Raw genomic sequence first — 19,884 nt, 5'->3', positions numbered from 1 at the left:
TATATTGGAACGGACTATTAATGTTTGGACTACTGGGATATTGGATGAATTTCTTAAGTCGGCAAGTATCTTTAAAACAGTAAATTTAATTCAAGATAGGTTCATACTCGTTTACATTCAAATTAAGAGGTTGAATATATAAACGTTTTTATAAAAAGAATAACCTCTTCTTGCAAGATAGAGCAGCTTTTTCAAAAAAACCCAGTTATGCAATTCTTAACATGCGTTGGCCATGATTTTCATATTGTGTTGCTTGAACTAGCTGTTGATTTCTTGTCATTAGAATGAAGAACTAATATATTGTGAAGTAATAACAAGGGAGATTTGTGTGTTTTTAGAGCGTTTCCAGGAAAAGATTCATTCTAGCCCACATGATGTATTAGGTTTACACCTAGGCATTGATGGTAAAAAAGTGATTCGCCTTTGGCGTCCTGGAGCAGAGAATATTTATTTAAAAGTATTTGGATCCATAGTTCAAGCTAAAAAGATCGACAGCAAGGGATTATTTGAATATGAAGTCCCTGAAAAAACAGAATTTAGAGATTACCGTGTTTATCATCAAAATGGTTTGCTAGCAAGCGATCCTTATGCCTTTGGTCCTATTTTTGGCGAGTTGGATAAACATTTGTTTGCACAAGGTGTTCATTACCGTCTCTATGAAGTTATGGGAGGGAAAGTAAGCACGCATCAAGGAATTGCAGGAGTAAAATTTACAGTTTGGGCTCCTAATGCAAAATGGGTTTCTTTAGTAGGCGATTTTAATCATTGGGATGGTCGTGTTAACCCCATGCGCAGTTATGGGGGCATTTGGGAGTTATTTATTCCAGGGATTGGTAATTATCAAAAATACAAGTTTGAAATTCATACCGATGGGGAAGTATTTCTTAAAACAGATCCGTATGCGAACTATTGTGAGTTAAGACCTGCTAACGCTTCTATTGTATTTGATGTTGATCGATATGAGTGGCAAGATCAAGTTTGGCGAGAAAAACAACTAAAACGCAATAGAGATAGTTATCCTTTGAATATTTATGAGGTTCATCTTGGGTCCTGGAAGAAAAGAGATGGGCATTATCTCAATTATAGAGAGATGGCTTTTGAACTAGCTCAATATTGCAATCAGATGGGATTTTCTCATGTAGAACTTCTCCCTATTACAGAATATCCTCTTGATGAATCGTGGGGATATCAAGTAACCGGTTTTTTTGCCCCAACTAGTCGATTTGGAACTCCTGAGGATTTCCAATATTTTGTAGATTATCTACACCAGCAAAATATTGGAGTCATTTTAGATTGGGTCCCCGCGCATTTTCCCCTAGATAGTCATTCTTTACATCTCTTTGATGGAACGTGTTTATATGAGCATAAAGATATACGCCAAGGATATCACCCTCATTGGAGTACTTGTATTTTTAATTATGGTAGATTTGAAGTGTCGAATTTTCTGATCGCAAGCGCTCTTTTTTGGCTTGATAAGATGCATGTTGATGGCTTTCGAGTAGATGCAGTAGCTTCCATGCTTTATTTAGATTATGGAAGGGAAGCTGGTGAATGGATCCCTAATGCGTATGGAGGCAGAGAAAATTTAGCCGCCATTGAATTTATCAAACATCTTAACTCCATTGTACACCAATTATTCCCTTTTGCATTGATGTGTGCTGAAGAGTCTACTTCCTTTACCGGTGTAACGCATTCTTTAGAAAAAGGTGGTCTTGGTTTTAACCTTAAATGGAATATGGGCTGGATGAATGATAGTTTGCAGTATTTTTCTAAAAATCCTCTTTTTCGCAGCTATCATCAAAATATACTTACGTTTAGTTTACTATATGCTTTTTCTGAGAAGTTTATTCTTCCCCTATCTCATGACGAGGTCGTTCATGGTAAAGCTAATCTACTCTCTAAAATGCCAGGGGACGATTGGCGAAAATTTGCAAATGTACGCCTATTCTATAGTTGTCAAATCTGTTATCCAGGAAAGAAGCTAGTTTTTATGGGGGTAGAGTTAGGTGTGTGGAAAGAATGGAACTCACAAGAAGAGCTTCCTTGGGGGCTTTTAGCCTATGAAAGACATCAAATGCTTCAGAGATTTTTTCAGCAAATGAATGCTTTTTATCAGAAAAATTTCGCACTATGGCAGTGGGATTTTGATTCTAAAGGATTTGAATGGATAGATTTTTCAGACCAAAAGAATTGTTGTATTAGCTATTTAAGAAAGGCCGAGCAACAACTTTTGTTTTGTGTGCATAATTTTAGTGCTAATTGTATACCCAATTATGTAATTCATTTGTTAAATGTAGTACGAATAAAAGAAGTATTTAATACAGATAAAAAAGAGTATGGTGGTTCTGGTAAACTAAACTCTTCTGTAGAAATCATGAATAATCTGCAAAAAAAACCAATCGGTGTACAATTTCAACTCTCTCCACTTGCAACAATGATTTTTGAGGTGCAATTTGTCTGCTAAACAAGTTTCTTTTACACATAAACAGTACACGCAATACATAGAAGAGATCCATAAACACGATCGGCTCTATTTTCTCGAAGCCAAACCCGTTATCTCAGATTATGAATATGATCAGTTGGTAAAAAAAGTAGAAGAAATGGAGAAAATGCATCCAGAGTGGATTGATCCCTCCTCTCCTACTCAGCGTTTAACAGACCAACCTTCTAAGGGATTTATTCAAGTAAAACATACAACTCCTATGCTTTCCCTAAGCAATACCTATTCCCAAGAAGAGGTGGAAGATTTTATTAAACGCATGCAAAAATGGCTAGGTCCTCAAAACTTGCAGTTTTGTACAGAGCTAAAAATGGATGGGGTAGCTATAACCGTCTGTTATCAAGATGGCAAATTGCTACAGGCTCTCACTCGAGGGGATGGAAAAGTAGGTGATGATATTACCGCAAATATTAAAGCTATTCGCTCTATTCCTCTTTGTATAAAAACAAAAAAGAGAATAGAGGTTAGAGGAGAAGTATTTATGTTGCATCGGGTTTTTCAAAAGCTCAATCAATCCAAGGTAGCTGTAGGAGATGAGTTATGGGCAAATCCAAGAAATGCAGCAGCGGGGTCTTTAAAGCTACTTGATGCAAATCAAGTAGCTAAACGTTCTTTAAGCGCTGTGTTTTATGCTTTTGCTAATGAAGCAGAGGCTCCTTGCACAACTCAATATGATTGCCATCACTATTTAAAATCTTTAGGCCTTCCTAGCTTTTCCGATGCATATATCAAGCGTTGTCACACAGCAGATGAGATCATGGAGTTTGCAAAACAAATTGAGAAAAAAAGGCATCATCTTGCGTTTGATATTGATGGGATTGTAGTTAAAATAGATCTACTAAAAGATCACGCAGAGCTTGGTGTTACAGGTAAAAGCCCTAGATGGGCGATTGCTTATAAATTTGCTCCTGAGCAAGCCGAAACAAAAATTAGAGATATTACCGTGCAAGTAGGCAGAACAGGAGTATTAACCCCAGTAGCTGAATTAGAACCTGTATTGTTAGCTGGTAGCACAATTGCTCGGGCTACTTTACATAATCGAGAAGAAATAGAGAGAAAAGACATTCGTATTAAAGATTATGTAATCATTGAAAAAGGAGGCGATGTCATTCCTAAAGTGCTGCAGGTTAACTTAAAGAAACGCATAAAATCCTCAACTCCCTGGGATATGCCACATTTTTGTCCCAGTTGTGGTAGCAAAGTGGTGCAATATGAAGGCGAGGTTGCTATGCGCTGTCCTAATACTAAAAATTGTCCTGAGCAAGTTATGCGTAAAATCTTCTTTTTTGCAAGTAAAGATGCTATGAACATCGAACATTTAGGGGACAAGGTGACTAAACAACTCATCGCAAAAAAATTGATTCGCAGCGTAGCCGATCTCTATCAATTGACTAAAGAAGATTTAGCTCAATTAGAAGGATTTAAAGAAAAATCGATTCAAAACTTGCTAAATAGCATTGATAAATCTCGCCATGTAAGTTTGGATCGGTTTATCTTAGCTTTGGGAATTAAATATGTAGGAGAAGGCTCTGCCGAATTGCTTGCACAAGCAGCTAGGACAATCGATAGGCTTTTAGAAATGCACATGGATGAACTGCGGAAAATTCAAGGAATTGGAGAAAAAACGGCTATTGCTGTTGTTGAGTATTTTAAAGATCCAAATTATTTACAGGAGATAAAGGCTTTACTCGAAGCTGGGGTAAAACCTCAATCGATGCAAACAATTCAGATTGAAAATCACTATTTTGCCAATAAAATATTTGTGTTAACCGGTACTTTAAAAGAGTATAGTAGAATAGATGCTGCTCTTCTTATTAAAGAAAGAGGAGGCAGGGTAACAAATTCTGTGAGTCGTAATACCGATTATCTTCTAATAGGTGAAGATCCAGGGTCTAAATTGGCTAAAGCACAAGAATACAAAGTCCATATATTAAATGAGCAAGCTTTTAAAAAGCTGCTATAGGAGAGAAGATGTATAAAAAACTGGTTAAAGGCGCTCTTATTGGAGGAGTTACTGTTTTTATTTGGAGTATGCTCTCTTGGATGATTTTCCCTTGGCATACACAGACCTATTTTAAATTTACAAATGAAGCAGAAGTTGCAAAGGTTCTCAAAGAAAACACTTCACAGAGCGGAATTTATATTTTACCCAATACGAGTCATTATTCTAATAACACACCTACGAAAGAGATGAGAAAAGCAGAAGAGATCTTAAAGACAGGTCCTTTTGTATTTGCCTCCATAAAATTAGGAGGAATGAAAAAAATGGGGCTTACAACTCTAATGATCTCTTTATGTTCCTATATTCTAGCAGCAGCAATGATATCCTGGATGCTTTTACAAACACAAGGACTGCGTTTTTTAGAAAAGGCACTTTTTGTGACAATGATTGGGTTATTAACAGCGATTATAGGTGTATTACCTAATTGGAATTGGTGGCATTTTTCTACAGCTTATACCCTTATAACTTGCTTAAACCTAGTTATTGGTTGGGCATTAGCAGGCTTATTAATGGCTAAAACTCTTAAGACTTGAATGGGGAACAAGCTCTCCAAGTAGGGTTTGATTGCTAAATCCGATAATTTTTACGGTTTGCAAAGAGCCAATTAAAGAAGTATCTCCTGCAAAAATCACACTTTTCCAACATCTACTGCGCGCTTTGAGATTTTTATCTTTAGTGCATTTTTCTACTAGCACTTCTATACAAGAACCTAATATCTCTCGTCTTTGTTCTGTACAGATTTGCTCATGTAACTGTAAAAGACGCTGCAGACGCTCTTGTTTTACCTCTTCTGGGATATCATCTTTCCAGCGAAATGCAGGGGTCCCTTTACGGGCGCTATAAGAAAAAATGAAAGCTACGCTGTAACGAATTTCTCTCAAGACATCATAGGTTTGCTGAAACTCTTGCTCTGTTTCTGTTGGGAAACCGACAATGATATCTGTGCCAAGCGAAACATTGGGTACAATTTTTTTTAATAAAGCTACTTTTTCTAAGTAGGTTTCCAAAGTGTAAATACGATGCATTTTTTTCAAAATGCGATTAGATCCAGCTTGGATCGGGAAATGCACAAATTCACATACAGAAGGAAGATCTCGGATAGCTTGCATAAGTTCAACGGTGATATCCACAGGATGAGATGTCATAAAACGGATGCGTTGTAAACCCTGTATTTGATCTAAGCGGTAGAGCAAATCGTGGAATAAATAACCCCATTCTGCTTTATCCTTGCCATAGCTGTTGACGTTTTGCCCAAGCAGTGTAATTTCTTTGTAACCTTTTTCCACAAGGAGCTTACATTCTTCAAGAATTTGATCAGGATGGCGAGAAACTTCTTGCCCTCGCGTATAAGGAACAACGCAATAGGTGCAGAACTTATCACATCCTCGAATAATGGAGACAAAGGCTTTAATAGGATCATCTCGTTTCGCTACCAAATAATCCAGATTTTCTTCAAACCGATCCACAGTTCGAATGGTTTTTTTACCTTTTAGCAAAACCTCATCAAGCACCTCATTCAAATCGCTAATATTATTCGTACCTAATACGAAATCCACATGAGGAAGCTTGCGAAACAAAGAATCTTTTTTAGCCATTGCCATACAGCCTGTAATACCAATTATGGGTCTTTCTAAGAAATTTTTCCTCATCCGACCTATCTTGCCAAAGGCTTTGCGCTCAGCTAGATCGCGAATAGAGCAAGTATTAGCGATAAAAAGATCTGCTTGATCCTCTTCTAATACGCGTTTTAATCCTCTTTTTTCCAAAAGACCAACCATGATTTCCGTATCAAGCTCATTCATTTGGCAGCCATAGGTCTTTACGAAAAAAGTTTTTACTTGTTGTTTACGCATAATGATCTTCTTTGAATTTAAAAATTAAGAGGAGTCTAGCTTAAAAAGGAGCTTTTAGCAAGCTTATCTCAAGCAAAAGTCTTAAGTTCTTGGCAAAAAAAGAACAGACAAGTAAACTATCGTTTCTTTAATAAATAAACTTAAAACTCTTTTAAAGGCTTGTAGATGAATGCAAAACAAGATAAAACATTTTTTGTCACCAAAGAGGATGCTCGCCTTAACCGCAGATGGTTCAAACTAGATGCGTCAGGTAAGACTTTAGGAAGATTTGCTAGCGAAGTAGCTAAAATCTTAAGAGGGAAACATAAAACAGATTTTACTCCTAATACCGATACAGGGGATGGTGTCATTGTTGTTAACGCAAGTAAAATTGCGGTTACTGGTTCAAAAGATGCTCAAAAAATTTATCGCTATCACACAGGAGCTATGAGCGGAATGCGGGAAATCCCTTATCGTGTTATGCTTGATCGAAAGCCTGAATACATCATTTTAAAGGCGGTTAAAGGAATGATGCCAAAAACTAGGCTCGCAGAAGCTCAACTAAAAAAGTTGCGTATTTATGCAAAAGAGGAGCACGATATGCATGCACAATCTCCACAATCCGTTAACATCTAATAGGGACTTATGAAAGAACAAGAATTTATTGGAACGGGCAGAAGAAAAACAGCGGTTTCTTCTATTCGCCTACGTCCCGGTACTGGAAAGATAGAAGTAAATGGAAAAAAATTTGAAGAGTACTTTCCTTTAGCCCTGCAAAGAACAACCATTTTATCCCCTTTAAGTGAGGTGGATAACCCTGAGAACTACGACCTTATCATCCGTGTAAAGGGTGGTGGCATTGAAGGTCAGGTGATTGCGTCTAGACTGGGCATTTCTAGAGCTTTAGTTGAGCAGAACATAAACAATCGGCCAGTCTTAAAGGGTTTAGGCTTTTTAACCCGTGATTCTCGTAAAAAAGAACGTAAAAAGTATGGACAACCAGGAGCTCGTAAGCGCTTCCAGTTCTCAAAACGTTAGTTTCTCTCCTTGTTTTAGGGCTTTATTATTTAAAGCCCTTTTTCGATGGTCCTAAACAAGCAGTGATTATCTAAATTTTAATTTATAGATAAAGAATATATTATGCTCCAAAAACATTGGAGTCATAAATGAATATCTCTTACCCTAACTGCTGTTCACATACAGTAAGAGCCTGTTTAAAATCTTTTCAGTAAGGTATAATGATAGTTTTCATAAAACCTTTGGAGGTAATTATGACCCGCTCTTATCCAAGCGATATCTCTCGTAAGCAATTTAGCAAAATCCATCTAATACTTGAGTCTACACGCAAAAAAACACGTCCACGAATAGTTGATCTATAGTAGTACCGATTCAAACGGCTAGCTTAATGGGGTTCAAGTCAACGACTTGAAACTTGTCGTTAATCCTATATTTTTCTATACGATTGAATCGGAACCAATATATTACCCATAGATTATCCTAAATGCAGGGCCAACGCATGAAGATTTTGCTTGATAATTGAGAGATAAAAAATGATTCTGGCTCCTTTTTCATAAGGAGTATAAAATGGAAGGATTCATTCATTCTTCATCTATTATGATGCATTTTTCGAAATTACCAGATCCAAGAAAGGCGCGCAATCAACTATATAGCCTTCATGATATACTCGTTTACATTTAAATTAAGAGGTTTAATATATAAACATTTTTATACAAAAGATAACATATCCTTGTAAGATAGAGTGGTTTTTTCAAAAAAACCCAGTTATGCAATTCTTAATTTGAAATCAAACTAGTCTAATAAAAAATTTCGTAATAATCGATATTATGAAAAATTCTTAGATTTTAAGAAGGCGATTTGTTCTTTTTTTGAAAATATTCCTAAATATCGGGAAGAACTGCAGCCTCTTTTATCTAAGAAATTTTACTTAGTTAAATCTTAATTTAAAGATAAACGAGTATACAAGTTATGCAAGAGATCTATTAACGCAATTCGAAAGAAAGTCATTTGCTTGTTTGGAGAAACGGCAATTCAAATCTATGGGCTAATTCCAAAAAAGTGCCCTAAGGGGGTGGGAATGTAGGTAAGAGGTATTATGAATACATATTTGCGAACTGAAAAATATTTTAGCAGAACATTTTGATTGGAACAAGTCTAGACTAACCGTATTAGTCAATAGATCTATTTATGAAACTTTTAGAACCAACTTTAGAAAAGATCAAAAAGCGATACCCTATAACTGTGTTTGCTTAAAAAACGCTTTAAGAATCCAATTGATAGAGCGTACTGTATTTTTTTTGTAAGTAATCAATAAAGGGTTTTTCTGAAAGAATAGACCCTGTAATTTTTTGACAGAGTTCTTCTTGTGTATATTGCCTTCCAAATTTATGAATATGTGTTTGTAGCCAAGTGCGAATAGGGGAGAGATTTCCTTGTTCTGCTTGTGTTCCCCAATTAGGCTGATCTTTTTTGAACTGAGAGAAGAATTGCGCTGCATAAAGATTTCCCAAAGCGTAGGTAGGAAAGTATCCTATCATTCCTAAAGACCAGTGGATGTCTTGCAAGCAACCTTGGCTGTCGATCTTTGGATCAAGGCCCAGATAATCACGCATGCGCGTATTCCAAGCTTCAGGGATATCTTTAACCGATAAAGATCCTTCGATGAGCTGCTTTTCTATTTCAAAGCGTAATAAAATGTGCAGATTGTAACTAATTTCGTCGGCTTCGATTCGTATGAAATGGGGTTTTATACTATTAATAGCTCTATAAAACTGATCTAAAGTAATCAATCCAAATTGTTTAGGAAGATTTTGTTGTAATATGGGAAAAAAATACTGCCAAAAATGCCTGTTTTGACCAATTAAGGTTTCCCAAAAACGAGATTGGCTTTCATCAATCCCTAAAGAAAGTGATTCAGCAAGAGGAGTCCCGTAATGTTCAGCAATAAGGCCTATATGGTATAAGCCATGGCCTCCTTCATGCAGTGTTGCGCTAATGGTGCCTAGAATATTTTCTGGATTTACAGCTACAGTCATACGGGTATCTTTAGGTTGTAGGCCTGTACAAAAGGGATGTACAGAGTAATCTAAACGAGAAGAAGAGAGAGAAAATCCCATTTTTTCCAAAATCAAATGAGCAAATTCTAGCTGTATGTGTTTAGGACATAGCTGATAAAGAAAATGATTTTCTACAGGGCTTTTAATAGATATTTCTTTAAGCAATTGTTTTAAAGGCGGTTTTAATTGGTTAAATATATTTATCAGATCAGAGGTTTTAGCGTCCGGCTCATAGGTGTCTAATAGAGCATCATAAGGATGCTCTTGATAGCCGATAATATCTGCTTTTTTGCGGCAAAGAGAAATCACTTTTTGTAGATGAGGAAGAAATAGTTTAAAGTCGTTATGTTTTTTTGCCATTTGCCATACATGAGCTGCATTAGATGTCACAGTGGCAAATTTTTTGACAAAAGAAGAGGGAATTTTAGCCGCTAGCAGATAATCTCTACGCCATCTTTTCAAAGCGATTATTTGTAGGAGGGTTAGATGAGGGTCTTTGATTTCTTTTGTATCCAAATCAATTAAAGAATTTAAGCTTTTTGCAAAGGCTTTGCTTGTTTTTTTTTGATGAACCAAGCCAGAAAGAAGAGCGATTTGTTCGGGGCGATATGCAATTCCTTCTGCTGGCATGTAGATTTCTTGATCCCATTCGAGCAGATAGGTAATAGAAGAGAGATGGGCTATTTGTTTAGAGAGCTTAATGAGTTTTTGATAGGGATGCATAGATTATCCAATGATTTGCCTATCTTTAGATTAGATCAAAACTCTAAAAAGATGAAGCTAGATTTTAGTTATTTGCTATCTGCTTTTTATTAAATATACGTATAAAATAAGAGCTTATGCTATGAGCTAATGGGGTGCAGAAGGCAATGCTTAAGAAAAATAAAGTAATTCCACCACTACCCACAACCACATCAGAGAGCCAATGAGCGCCTGTGATCAACCTAGGTATACAAAGAAAACCAGCATAGAACCAAGCTACAATGGCAAAACGCCAACCAGCTAAATAAGAGAAGCTAGCGGCAAAAAGCAAGGCTGTTGTGGCATGGTCTCCCGGGAAGCTTGTTTTAGATACATCTTTGATTTTCATCCAAGGGATTTCCTGTGATAGCATTACGCTATTTTCAACTACTAAAGAAGGACTAGGTCTTGGTATGGAAATAAAATTACGAAAAAGCATACAATTTACAAAGAAGAGAATAAAAGCAATATATAAAATGCAAAAGAGCAATTGTGCGATACGTATTTTACGTAAAGAATACGGAGATTTTTGTATCCATACAGTGAAAAATACCAATATGCATAGATCTTCTACCCAGTCTGCATATTTGTGATTTGCGCAAGCCCAAAATACTTGCCAATAGTGACTATCTAATAGAGATTGATTGACCAGTTTAAAAAATGCAATGTCTAGCTTTTGCCAATAGATAGCTGCTTTGGGCCACAATAAGCTTGCTAGTAAAAGCGCTAGAAGAGTTTGTAAAAGAAAAAGGGATCTGAGTTTATATGAGGTGGTCATTGTACTCTCTTAAAGTATCGGTAGGAAAATAGACTAAAGCAAATGCAAAAAGGCATAAGGATTGCATAAAAAGCAGAAATGGTTTCATTTTCGCTTAAAATTAGAGCTGCATCTAGTAGAGTAAAAAAAGCAATAAATCCAAATAGGGCCAAAGCATAGGTTAAAAAGATAGGGAAAGAGCGTCTATGACTTATGCAAAAGGGGGCAATGGCAAGAACCGCTAATAAAGATAAAAGAGGCATAGTAATTTTCAATAAGAAATAAGAAAGAGCTATAGGATATTCGTAAGGGCTTACTCTCTTTTTAACTAAGTCTTTAAACAGAGTGCTGATCTTTTGATTCTCTAGAGAAAGAGGTGGTTTGTAATTTTCTAGAAGGCCTTTAAATAAGGTAAAAAGGTATTTTTCAAAAGACTCTACTTTTTCAAAATGCCCTTTACTATTTCGCTTAAGCTGGTCTACAAAAAACCCTATGGGCTGTTTTAGATCATAACAAAGAGATTTCATGCGCCAAATTTCGTCAGCACTGCGGATCCAAAATACATCGGTTAGTAGTTGTTTTTGAGGGTCTTTAGCTTGATAAATGAGTTTAGATTGGTCAGATAAAGACATCATGTAAAGATGGCTATCTTTAGAAGAGGATTTCCAATGCTGTTCTTGGAATTGATCGACAAAAGTTAAACTAGAAGGAAGTATCCATTCATTACTCATATAATTGAAAAGAGCTAAAGCAATAGCTAGATAAAAGAAAGGGCGTAGAATCACTTTTAAAGATAAACCGGAAGCTCTTAGAGCCACCAATTCCCCCCTTGTCTTGAGTGCAAATAACACCTTTATCGTAGTGATTAAAACACCTAGGGGAATCAATAAGTCAGCTCTTTTAATGAATTCAAATAGATAATATAAAAACATATGAGAAAAAGTAATTTTTGTGTCTTGCATAAAGTCTTGCATGTGTAAAGAATAATCTATTAATGCATAGATGGAGTAAAAGCAGCCTAAAAAAAGAAAGAAAAAACTGCTTATTTCTCGGATGAGATAGCGTTGCCAAATTTTCACATGCATTATTCAATCCCTTTAGAAACCAATTTTAGCTGTCTATAGCTAGCACAAACTATTAAAAGGTGGGGGATGAGTAATAGGCTAATAGCTAAAAGCGCGTTAGGATACATGGATTTAGCAATAATAAAACATAACATAAAAAAAGCTACTAAAGAAATAGCCCACAAGATTTTTTTCTTGGATTGATTGCGACCAATCTGCAGCCCTAGGTAGGTGCCAATCAATGTAAAGGTAAACGCGGCAAAAGCGATGGAGATTCGTTTAGCTATTTCAATGAGTATTTTCTTGGGTATTTTAGAATGTGCTTCTAAGCTCTCTTTTGCCAGGAGCATACGCAATGTTAGGTAATCGTGATGAGATAACCAATTTGTATGCTGCATAAACTGACCAAGCTGAATGGCCTTTATTTTCATGTGATCTTGATTTTCAATCATAAGATGATCAAAACCCTGCTCTTGTTTGGAATCAAAAGAAGAAATATAAGAGATTGCACTTCCTTCTAATTCTTCATTAACCAAAGAGAGATTTCTGAAAGAAAACAAGCTAAGGCGCTTGTTAGAGCTATTGTTAATAGCAATAATAACATCCTCTGCAGACGTAGCTCCTTTGGAGACCTGCAGGTCTATATACATATTTTTAAGTTTGACAGGGCTTTCTTTTTGTAAAATAAATAAAGGATTAAAAGTTACTGTTTCGTAGATGAGCATTCTTGCTTTGCTGCGACAAATGGGGGCTAATTCAAAAGCAATCATAGCATTGAGCAAAACCAATAGAAATCCTGAAGCTAAAATGGGGCTTACAATTTTTTGCAGGCTAAGGCCAACCATACGTAAAGCTGTAATTTCTTGATGATAGCTCAGCCTTTGAAGAAGCAAAATGGAAGAGATTAGGCAAGAAATAGGAATAGCAATCGGCAAAATATAGGGGATTTGATATAGAGAGAATAGAATAATCTTGGTAAAAGAAGCTTCAGATGTGATAAATCTAGCAATTTCTTGAAAACGAAGCACAAGTAATACACTAATAAATGCGCTTACACAAAGAAAGAAAACTTGGAAGTAGTTGCGCAATAAATAGCGCCATAAAATGGGCATAAGCGTAAAATAATGAATTAAAAGTCATGCATCATTCTAGGGGATTGCGAAATATTTCAAAAAGAGTAAAATGTTAAAGATAAAAGACCCGCTTAAAACCGTAAAAGATTTTCTAAAATCCAAAAATGCATCTAACCAACCTATTTTAATGGGTTATTCAGGAGGATGTGATTCTAAAGCTTTGCTTTACTTAAGCTTAGAATGTTCTTTATTATTCAAATTTTCCCTCTGTGTGGCTCATATTGATCATGGATGGCGAGAAGAGAGCGGTAAACAGGCTAAAATGCTGCAAGAAGAAGTAGAAGAGCTTGGATTGCCCTTTTACTTAAAAGTTTTACATTTTGAAGATTTTGAAAAAAAAAATCTAGAACAACAGGGTCGAGAAAAAAGATTACAGTTTTTTAAAGAACTTTATCAAAAATTAGATTGTCAGGCTCTTTTGTTAGCACATCAAGCAGAAGATCAAGCAGAAGTTGTTTTAAAAAGAATCTGTGAAGGAGCTCATCTTACGTCACTTCGTGGAATGCAACCAGATATGAGATTAGAAGAAATGCGTATTTGGCGTCCTCTACTCCCGGTTTCTAAAAAAACTCTTCGTAGTTGGTTAGAAAAAAGGTCTCTTGTTTCTATAGAAGATCCTACAAATGAGAACTCTCAATTTTTAAGAGCAAGAATGCGCAAAGAGATTTTTCCGGAATTAAGTCGCCTTTTTGGTAAGGAAATTGCTGGAAATCTTTGTAAATTAGGAAAGCAAGCACAAGAACTAGATAGCTATTTTTATCAAAAAAATCTTATCTTATTCACAACGCAAAAAGAAGATTGCAGCAAAGTAGAATGGGATTTAAATCCCTTTCTGCCTTTAGATAGAGTGGAACTCCATTATGCTGTTAAACAATGGTTGCGCATGCAGAAAGTGATATTACCTAGTTCTTTTATGGATATAATCATGGAATTTGTAGTAAAAAATAAAATTAAAAAAGAATTTATTTATAAGGAAAAATTATTAAAAATTGATTCCGGGCGGCTTATTTTAATAAAAAATAGTATAAAAAAATAGTTATTTAATATTTATTATATAATTCTAAATCATTTAGATTCATATAATTCAAACAAATTAATTTGAAAATTAAAGAAAAAATAATTTTCTTTTTGCTAAGATGTGAAAAAGCCCCATCTTGCAAGATTTCGTACTTTAGAGTGGAATATGCTTGTTTTCAGTGATTTGATTGTAAAACTAAGAGATAAAAATAGCTTTACTTTAATCGAGATTGAGTGGTTTAATCTTTTAATCCAAGAGAGTGTTTAAATACTATGAATAATGACAATTTAAAACCAGAATCTAGTCCTAAAAAAAGCTTGCCAGGAGGATTTTTTATTCTACTACTAGCAGCCGTCTTAGTGATTTTGACCATTCAGAATTTACAGGACGATAAAGCTGCTAAAGTTTCTTTTAGTTATCAGGTAGAGCATCTTGTGAATTTGGATCTGATCCAAAAAGACGAGAGCCGTAAAGCAGCATTAAATGATAATTTAGTGACCTTTACCGGCAGGTTTAAGGACAAACAAAGCGATGAAGCAAAAGGCCATTATCGCTACCTTGAACTTCTTTATTTAAATCATGAACTTAGCGGAAAAAAAGAAGAACTTGCTTCTGGGATTGGTCAATCAAAAAGACTAGTGGAAGAATCAGCAGATCTATTACTCCGCTTAAGTGGGCAGCCGATTCCCAAAGAGGGATATGTTGTCATAGACCCTATTTATAATACTCCTAATGAAAACCATAGCGTTGTCATTAAATCCGTTTCCAATCAAGGATTAATAAGTCTTAATGACCTAGAAAAAATATTTCCCTTGCTCTCTCGAGAAACAAACCCCACAGAAACCGCTACTTTTGGTAAAGATTTACTGACCTTGATTGAGAGGTTTCGCTCTCCAGCTCTTGGTATCGGTAATGAAAAGATGAAACAGCAGCTTAAAGAGCTCTATCAAGAAGTGAACCAAGCTTCTTCTTTAACTCCACAAGAGCAAATTTCCATCTATCGAAGTGCTCTTACTTCATTAGATCAACTCGTTTCAGAGCTCAATCAAGAACAACAGAATGTATGCCTGCTTCAATTAAGAAGTGTACGGAACTATAAAACTCAGTTGGAAGATTATGCTAGCGTGCTTTCTCTATTAGAAAAAAATGAAGCGCAGTTTGAAAAATCTAGACAAAATGTTGCAAATGTCACTTGGTATTTTAATAATCAAGAGTTATCCACTCGGATGCTAGAAAAACAAGATCCTGAGGTTTATGCCCATTGGTTCTCTCAAGCTAAACAAGAATGGGATAACTTTGGAGTGAATAAAGGAGCTGTATTTAAGGCTCCAGATCAGCCACGTAATCTTGTATTGGAAAAGACCTTTAAAAGCGAAGAGCCCTCTCCTAATTACTTTAGCTATATTTTGACGATCTTGCCAGTAGTGCTTGTTGTTGCTGTATTGTATTTTATCTTTTCTCGTCAGATGAAAGGAGTAGGGACAAATGCAATGAATTTTGGGAAGTCTCCCGCTCGTCTTTTAACTAAAGATAAAAATAAATTTACTTTCAAAGATGTAGCTGGTTGTGAAGAGGCTAAAGAAGAATTACAAGAGATTGTTGATTTTTTAAAAGAACCTGGCAAATTTACCGCTTTAGGAGCCCGCATTCCTAAAGGTGTTTTAATGGTAGGTGCTCCTGGAACAGGAAAAACTTTAATAGCCAAGGCTGTTGCTGGAGAAGCCGATCGTCCTTTTTTCTTTATCTCAGGTTCTGATTTTGTAGAAATGTTTGTCGGTGTGGGTGCAAGCCGAATTCGAGATCTCTTTGATCAAGCTAAAAAGAGTGCTCCTTGTATCATTTTTATCGATGAGATTGATGCTGTGGGACGCCATCGCGGCTCTGGAATTGGGGGAGGACATGATGAAAGAGAACAAACGCTCAATCAACTTCTTGTCGAAATGGATGGATTTGATACGAATGAAGGGGTCATTTTAATTGCTGCAACCAATCGCCCTGATGTACTAGATAAAGCGCTATTGCGCCCTGGTCGATTTGACCGAAGAATTGTGATCGATCTTTCCGATATTAAAGGTAGGTATGAAATTTTAAAGGTACATGCTCGTAAAATTAAACTGGATCCTACCGTGGATCTCATGAATATTGCTCGTAATACACCGGGCTCATCAGGTGCTGATCTAGCAAACATCCTGAATGAAGCAGCTTTGTTGTCAGCTCGTAAAGGTCGTTACGCAGTAACAGCAGCTGATGCTGCAGAAGCTTGTGATAAGGTGCGTTATGGCAAAGAGCGCAGAAGTTTGGAAATCTCTCAAAATGAAAAGAAAACCACAGCTTATCATGAAGCAGGGCATACCGCAGTTGCTCTTTTTGTCAAACACTCAGATCCTGTAGACAAAGTTACCATTATTCCTAGAGGGCTGTCTCTTGGTGCTACGCATTTTATGCCCAAGAAGAATAAATTAAGCTATTGGAAAAAAGAACTCCTGGATGAGCTTGCTGTACTTATGGGAGGGCGTATTGCAGAAGAGATTTTTATTGGAGATATCTCAAGTGGTGCGCAAATGGATATTTCACAAGCTACAAGACTTGCTCGTCGTATGGTGTGTGCATGGGGAATGAATGAAAAATTAGGTACTGTTGCCTATGACAAAGGATCCGATAATGGGCAATATATAGGAGTATCTAACTACCATGAAAAAAGCTATTCTGAAGCAACAGCGGAAGCTATTGATGAAGAGGTAAAAAAGATTCTTCATGAAGCAAATGAAAAGGCAACACAGATTATTTCAGAGAAGAAGGACGGCCTGCAAAGGCTTGCAGAAGCTTTAGTGGAATATGAAACCGTAAACGGTGAAGAAGCCCGCGCTCTCATCGATGGAACTTTTGACATCGAGAAAAAGAAACAAAGTTTAGAAGAAGAAAAGCTGCAGAAAAAAGTACCTCCGCCACCACAAATATCATCTGATCGGACCTTCCCGATTAGTGATAGTCCTTCTTCTCAGCAGATTTAAATCCTTACGAAAAGCTCTTTTTAAAAGGGCTCTTTCAACCTCGAAGTGCACAAAAAAGAACACTATAAATAATTGAAAAAACATCTATTGTGCACCCGAGCATAGCATGTTTGTAGATAATCTCCTAAATGCTTCTAGTGGAGTTTCGAAGTTGAGAGCTTTTCTAGGTCTGTTATTTAGTATAAGTTTCCACTCTTTCCATATCCTTGGAAGTCGTATCTAAAAAGCTTTGTGTTTTAGGAAAATATTGCCTAACTAGTCCGTTTGTATGCTCATTTAAACCTCTTTCCCAAGAATGGTAGGGCCGTTGCAAAGTAGAAGTCTGTCTCTATTCATCAAAAAAGAATATGAAGCAATAAAAAAAGCCTTATTTCAATATGAAAAAACAGTAGATGCAAAAAACCAACCAACTTTTAGAGGAATGCGTAGAAACCTATTGATGATTTTTCAAAAATGTGAAAAATCTTTTAATGTAATCAATACTTCTCAAGTACCATGTATTACAGATCTTAAAAACCTTAGAGCTTGTTTAAAATCTTTTCAAAAGTAGAGCAATAAAAGCGAGAACCACCATATTCAGGCTTGTATACTAGTTTGATTTCAAATTAAGAATTGCATAAATGGGTTTTTTTGAAAAAGTTGCTCTATCTTGCAAGAAGAGGTTGTTCTTTTTATAAAAATGTTTATATATTAAAACTCTTAATTTGAAATCAAACTAGTATACTGACCCCTAGCCAGAGAGCTGACTTAGAACACAAGTTAAAGCATCCAAAAGACTATTCTGAACGGAATAGGCTTTGTGTAATTTTGGGCTATGATGTTTTTAAAGGAACCCTTATGGCTAAGTGCCTTTTTATTTTTATGATGATGCTTTTCCTGTGTCCTTCGTGCTATTCAAAAAAAAGTATCGTTGTAGTAGATGATTTTGAAAGCTTAAGTGGCAAGCACACCTCTGCTTGGAAGTATATTAAAACTAAAGAAGATTTTGAATATTTACATCTTTTTTCCCATATCTACGAGCAACGTAGACATCTATTAAAAGATCCCGGTGTTTCTTATCGTATTCCTAAGATCATTCATTTTATCTGGCTCGGTCCAAAGCCATTTCCATTAGCTTCAGTGGAAAATGTACGTATGTGGATAGCAAAGCATCCAGATTGGGAGATAAATTTTTGGACAGATCGTAATAGGCCATCTCCTTGTCCTGGAATGAAACAACGTTTGATAAATAGCCTCTCTTTTATACAACTTCGCGACTATTTTGTCATTTCTGATAACTTTGGAGAGCAATCCGATCTATTGCGTTATGAGATTTTATTTCAAGAAGGAGGGGTTTATGTAGATCACGATGTGAAATGTTTCAAAGAATTTGATTTGCTAAATCGAGCTTATGATTTTTATTGCGGTATCGATATGCCTTACACAAGCAGTCTGCCTTCTTGTATTTGTACTACGAATAGTTTAATAGGAGCAAAACCTAATCATCCTATCTTAAAGCAATGTATGGATTTATTGTCTAGCAGTTGGGATACAATTCAAGAGGAATATCACGGAAGTGACCGGGATTCTACGTTAAATCGTGTTTTGCACCGTACGTTTTGGTTATTTGGAGAGGCTGTAAAGAATAAAAATAATCAAGGAGAAAATCAAGATATTGTCTTTCCAGCTTATTATTTTGATGCGCCAAGAGATGAGTTAGCAATTTTTGCTCGACATCAATATGCAGGAAGTTGGCATGAAACAGAATCTATATTTGAAAAAATGGTTCGTAAAAAGCTAGTTGCGATTTGCAAAAAGTTGAATCAAATGTATCTTTGTTTTGCAGCTCTAGGAGTATTAAATATTATAGGCTTTGTAGGACTTTTTCTCTTTATGCGCAGGTCGTTAAGAACGTGATTAATGATGAAAAGTTGATGGAATGCCATTTTCATGGTTTTATTCCTGGTCCTCAAGAGGAGGTCTTTCTTTTTCTTAAAAGAACCGAATTAGCTAAATGTCAAAAAACTTTTTATCAAGCACTAGATTTTGTACAATCTTTATTTGATATTTATCCAAGTTGGGTAAGAATTGAGCTTACCGATCGGTTATACCTTTGGGAAGCTGCTGCTACCTATATAGAAGAGAATCAGGGTATTTTTACTCCTGTTGTGCAAATAAAAAAAAAAGGTGTTCCTTTTTGGTGTGCTCAAGAAGAGATTCTAGCACATGAACTTGTTCATGCTACGCGAATTGCTTTTAAGGAGAATCTTTTTGAAGAGGTGTTAGCGTATAAAACCTCGCGTAACTGGCTTAGGCGTTATTTTGGCCCTATTTTTTTTCATCCAAAGGAAGTTGTACTATTTCTCTTTTTGTTAGTTGGAATTTGGTGTTATCAATTAAGTTGTTTATTTTTTTTTGATGATTTACCCAGTCTAACTTTATGGATTCCTTTGATCCTAACAGGACTATTGATAATAAGAGTTATTATTGTGCAAACCATTTTCTCTTTATGTCTTAAAAAAATCCGTAGGCTTCTAAAGCAGCCCGATAAAGCACTTGGCTTTGCTTTAAGGCTTAGCGATAAAGAGATCATCGCTTTTGCTTTTAAATCTCTTGATAAAATGCGAAAATATATAGGAAAAATACAAGAAAAAAACTTACGCTGGCATATGTTAGCTCTAATATACATGCCATAATTGCACACAAAGAAGGGGTTGCTCCTTAAACGGAGTAGGTTAAACTCTCCAATATAAACGAGATTTTTTCAAATCTC

General features: G+C 35.9%; 15 protein-coding genes and 2 pseudogenes. 11 read left to right on the top strand and 6 right to left on the bottom strand.

The window, feature by feature from the left end; translation table 11 throughout:
- Positions 1-328 precede the first annotated feature (328 nt).
- The 3 genes from glgB to RHOW815_RS02100 are packed head-to-tail and all read left to right on the top strand — an operon-like array spanning position 329 to position 5,035.
- Positions 329-2,464 carry a 1,4-alpha-glucan branching protein GlgB gene (gene glgB, locus RHOW815_RS02110; protein WP_245397556.1) on the top strand — a complete coding sequence of 712 codons (2,136 nt, stop codon included), beginning with the start codon at positions 329-331 and terminating at the stop codon, positions 2,462-2,464.
- Positions 2,454-4,463, top strand: coding sequence for an NAD-dependent DNA ligase LigA (ligA, locus tag RHOW815_RS02105; RefSeq protein ID WP_215216721.1), 2,010 nt, complete (start codon positions 2,454-2,456; stop codon positions 4,461-4,463). Before glgB ends, ligA begins: the two co-directional genes overlap by 11 nt.
- A gap of 8 nt (positions 4,464-4,471) precedes the next feature.
- Positions 4,472-5,035 carry a hypothetical protein gene (locus RHOW815_RS02100; RefSeq protein ID WP_215216720.1) on the top strand — a complete coding sequence of 188 codons (564 nt, stop codon included), beginning with the start codon at positions 4,472-4,474 and terminating at the stop codon, positions 5,033-5,035.
- Here RHOW815_RS02100 and miaB read toward each other — a convergent pair.
- Positions 5,009-6,355, bottom strand: a complete 1,347-nt coding sequence (gene miaB, locus RHOW815_RS02095) for a tRNA (N6-isopentenyl adenosine(37)-C2)-methylthiotransferase MiaB (RefSeq protein WP_215216719.1) — start codon at positions 6,353-6,355, stop codon at positions 5,009-5,011. The two genes, RHOW815_RS02100 and miaB, sit on opposite strands and share 27 nt — an antisense overlap.
- A 165-nt stretch (positions 6,356-6,520) precedes the next feature.
- Here miaB and rplM point away from each other — a divergent pair, with 165 nt between their 5' ends.
- From rplM to RHOW815_RS02080, 3 genes and pseudogenes are all read left to right on the top strand, one after another.
- The gene (gene rplM / locus RHOW815_RS02090; RefSeq protein WP_215216718.1) at positions 6,521-6,970 is read left to right on the top strand and encodes a 50S ribosomal protein L13; all 450 of its coding nucleotides are present in this window, start codon (positions 6,521-6,523) and stop codon (positions 6,968-6,970) included.
- 9 nt (positions 6,971-6,979) lie between these two features.
- Positions 6,980-7,372 carry a 30S ribosomal protein S9 gene (gene rpsI / locus RHOW815_RS02085; protein ID WP_215216717.1) on the top strand — a complete coding sequence of 131 codons (393 nt, stop codon included), beginning with the start codon at positions 6,980-6,982 and terminating at the stop codon, positions 7,370-7,372.
- Between the two features lie 233 nt (positions 7,373-7,605).
- Positions 7,606-7,710, top strand: a pseudogene (locus RHOW815_RS02080) (IS5/IS1182 family transposase); the annotation flags it as partial.
- A 903-nt stretch (positions 7,711-8,613) separates the two neighbouring features.
- On the opposite strand, the gene RHOW815_RS02070 reads toward RHOW815_RS02080, so the two are convergent.
- From RHOW815_RS02070 to RHOW815_RS02055, 4 genes are all read right to left on the bottom strand, one after another.
- Positions 8,614-10,131 (bottom strand): carboxypeptidase M32, encoded by a 1,518-nt coding sequence (locus RHOW815_RS02070; protein ID WP_215216715.1) that lies wholly within the window; start codon positions 10,129-10,131, stop codon positions 8,614-8,616.
- A 64-nt stretch (positions 10,132-10,195) separates the two neighbouring features.
- Entirely contained in the window at positions 10,196-10,927 is a 732-nt protein-coding gene (locus tag RHOW815_RS02065; protein ID WP_215216714.1) for a phosphatase PAP2 family protein, read from the bottom strand.
- Positions 10,924-11,991, bottom strand: coding sequence for an LptF/LptG family permease (locus tag RHOW815_RS02060; protein ID WP_215216713.1), 1,068 nt, complete (start codon positions 11,989-11,991; stop codon positions 10,924-10,926). The genes RHOW815_RS02065 and RHOW815_RS02060 overlap by 4 nt, the downstream gene beginning before the upstream one ends.
- Positions 11,991-13,082 (bottom strand): LptF/LptG family permease, encoded by a 1,092-nt coding sequence (locus RHOW815_RS02055; protein WP_215216712.1) that lies wholly within the window; start codon positions 13,080-13,082, stop codon positions 11,991-11,993. Before RHOW815_RS02055 ends, RHOW815_RS02060 begins: the two co-directional genes overlap by 1 nt.
- A 70-nt stretch (positions 13,083-13,152) precedes the next feature.
- Between RHOW815_RS02055 and tilS the strand changes: the two genes are divergently transcribed.
- Together tilS and ftsH are read left to right on the top strand one after the other, a co-directional pair.
- A complete protein-coding gene (gene tilS / locus RHOW815_RS02050) occupies positions 13,153-14,139 on the top strand; it encodes a tRNA lysidine(34) synthetase TilS (protein WP_215216711.1) in 987 nt (328 codons plus the stop codon).
- A 254-nt stretch (positions 14,140-14,393) separates the two neighbouring features.
- Positions 14,394-17,132, top strand: a complete 2,739-nt coding sequence (gene ftsH / locus RHOW815_RS02045) for an ATP-dependent zinc metalloprotease FtsH (RefSeq protein ID WP_215216710.1) — start codon at positions 14,394-14,396, stop codon at positions 17,130-17,132.
- Positions 17,133-17,216: 84 nt separating this feature from the next.
- Here ftsH and RHOW815_RS08460 read toward each other — a convergent pair.
- A pseudogene (locus RHOW815_RS08460) lies at positions 17,217-17,455 on the bottom strand (transposase); the annotation flags it as partial.
- Here RHOW815_RS08460 and RHOW815_RS02040 point away from each other — a divergent pair.
- The 3 genes from RHOW815_RS02040 (at position 17,440) to RHOW815_RS02030 (ending at position 19,807) form a co-directional block, all read left to right on the top strand.
- The gene (locus RHOW815_RS02040) at positions 17,440-17,682 is read left to right on the top strand and encodes a hypothetical protein (protein WP_215216709.1); all 243 of its coding nucleotides are present in this window, start codon (positions 17,440-17,442) and stop codon (positions 17,680-17,682) included. The pseudogene RHOW815_RS08460 and the gene RHOW815_RS02040 overlap by 16 nt on opposite strands.
- A 287-nt stretch (positions 17,683-17,969) precedes the next feature.
- Complete coding sequence (locus RHOW815_RS02035; RefSeq protein ID WP_215216708.1) at positions 17,970-19,028, top strand: glycosyltransferase family 32 protein; 1,059 nt, start codon at positions 17,970-17,972, stop codon at positions 19,026-19,028.
- Positions 19,025-19,807, top strand: a complete 783-nt coding sequence (locus RHOW815_RS02030; RefSeq protein WP_215216707.1) for a hypothetical protein — start codon at positions 19,025-19,027, stop codon at positions 19,805-19,807. The genes RHOW815_RS02035 and RHOW815_RS02030 overlap by 4 nt, the downstream gene beginning before the upstream one ends.
- Positions 19,808-19,884: the final 77 nt, after the last annotated feature.

The organism is Candidatus Rhabdochlamydia sp. W815 (assembly GCF_018642185.1).
Lineage (GTDB): Bacteria > Chlamydiota > Chlamydiia > Chlamydiales > Rhabdochlamydiaceae > Rhabdochlamydia > Rhabdochlamydia oedothoracis.
Note: the sequence above shows the minus strand (reverse complement) of the source record. Positions and strands in the feature narration are given on the sequence as shown.

Coding starts and splice junctions, on each gene's coding strand:
- RHOW815_RS02065 (WP_215216714.1), bottom strand. CDS start 10,927: ATGACCACCTCATATAAACTCAGATCCCTTTTTCTTTTACAAACTCTT.
- rplM (WP_215216718.1), top strand. CDS start 6,521: ATGAATGCAAAACAAGATAAAACATTTTTTGTCACCAAAGAGGATGCT.
- RHOW815_RS02100 (WP_215216720.1), top strand. CDS start 4,472: ATGTATAAAAAACTGGTTAAAGGCGCTCTTATTGGAGGAGTTACTGTT.
- RHOW815_RS02060 (WP_215216713.1), bottom strand. CDS start 11,991: ATGCATGTGAAAATTTGGCAACGCTATCTCATCCGAGAAATAAGCAGT.
- RHOW815_RS02055 (WP_215216712.1), bottom strand. CDS start 13,082: ATGCCCATTTTATGGCGCTATTTATTGCGCAACTACTTCCAAGTTTTC.
- RHOW815_RS02070 (WP_215216715.1), bottom strand. CDS start 10,131: ATGCATCCCTATCAAAAACTCATTAAGCTCTCTAAACAAATAGCCCAT.
- ftsH (WP_215216710.1), top strand. CDS start 14,394: ATGAATAATGACAATTTAAAACCAGAATCTAGTCCTAAAAAAAGCTTG.
- miaB (WP_215216719.1), bottom strand. CDS start 6,355: ATGCGTAAACAACAAGTAAAAACTTTTTTCGTAAAGACCTATGGCTGC.
- tilS (WP_215216711.1), top strand. CDS start 13,153: ATGTTAAAGATAAAAGACCCGCTTAAAACCGTAAAAGATTTTCTAAAA.
- rpsI (WP_215216717.1), top strand. CDS start 6,980: ATGAAAGAACAAGAATTTATTGGAACGGGCAGAAGAAAAACAGCGGTT.
- RHOW815_RS02035 (WP_215216708.1), top strand. CDS start 17,970: ATGGCTAAGTGCCTTTTTATTTTTATGATGATGCTTTTCCTGTGTCCT.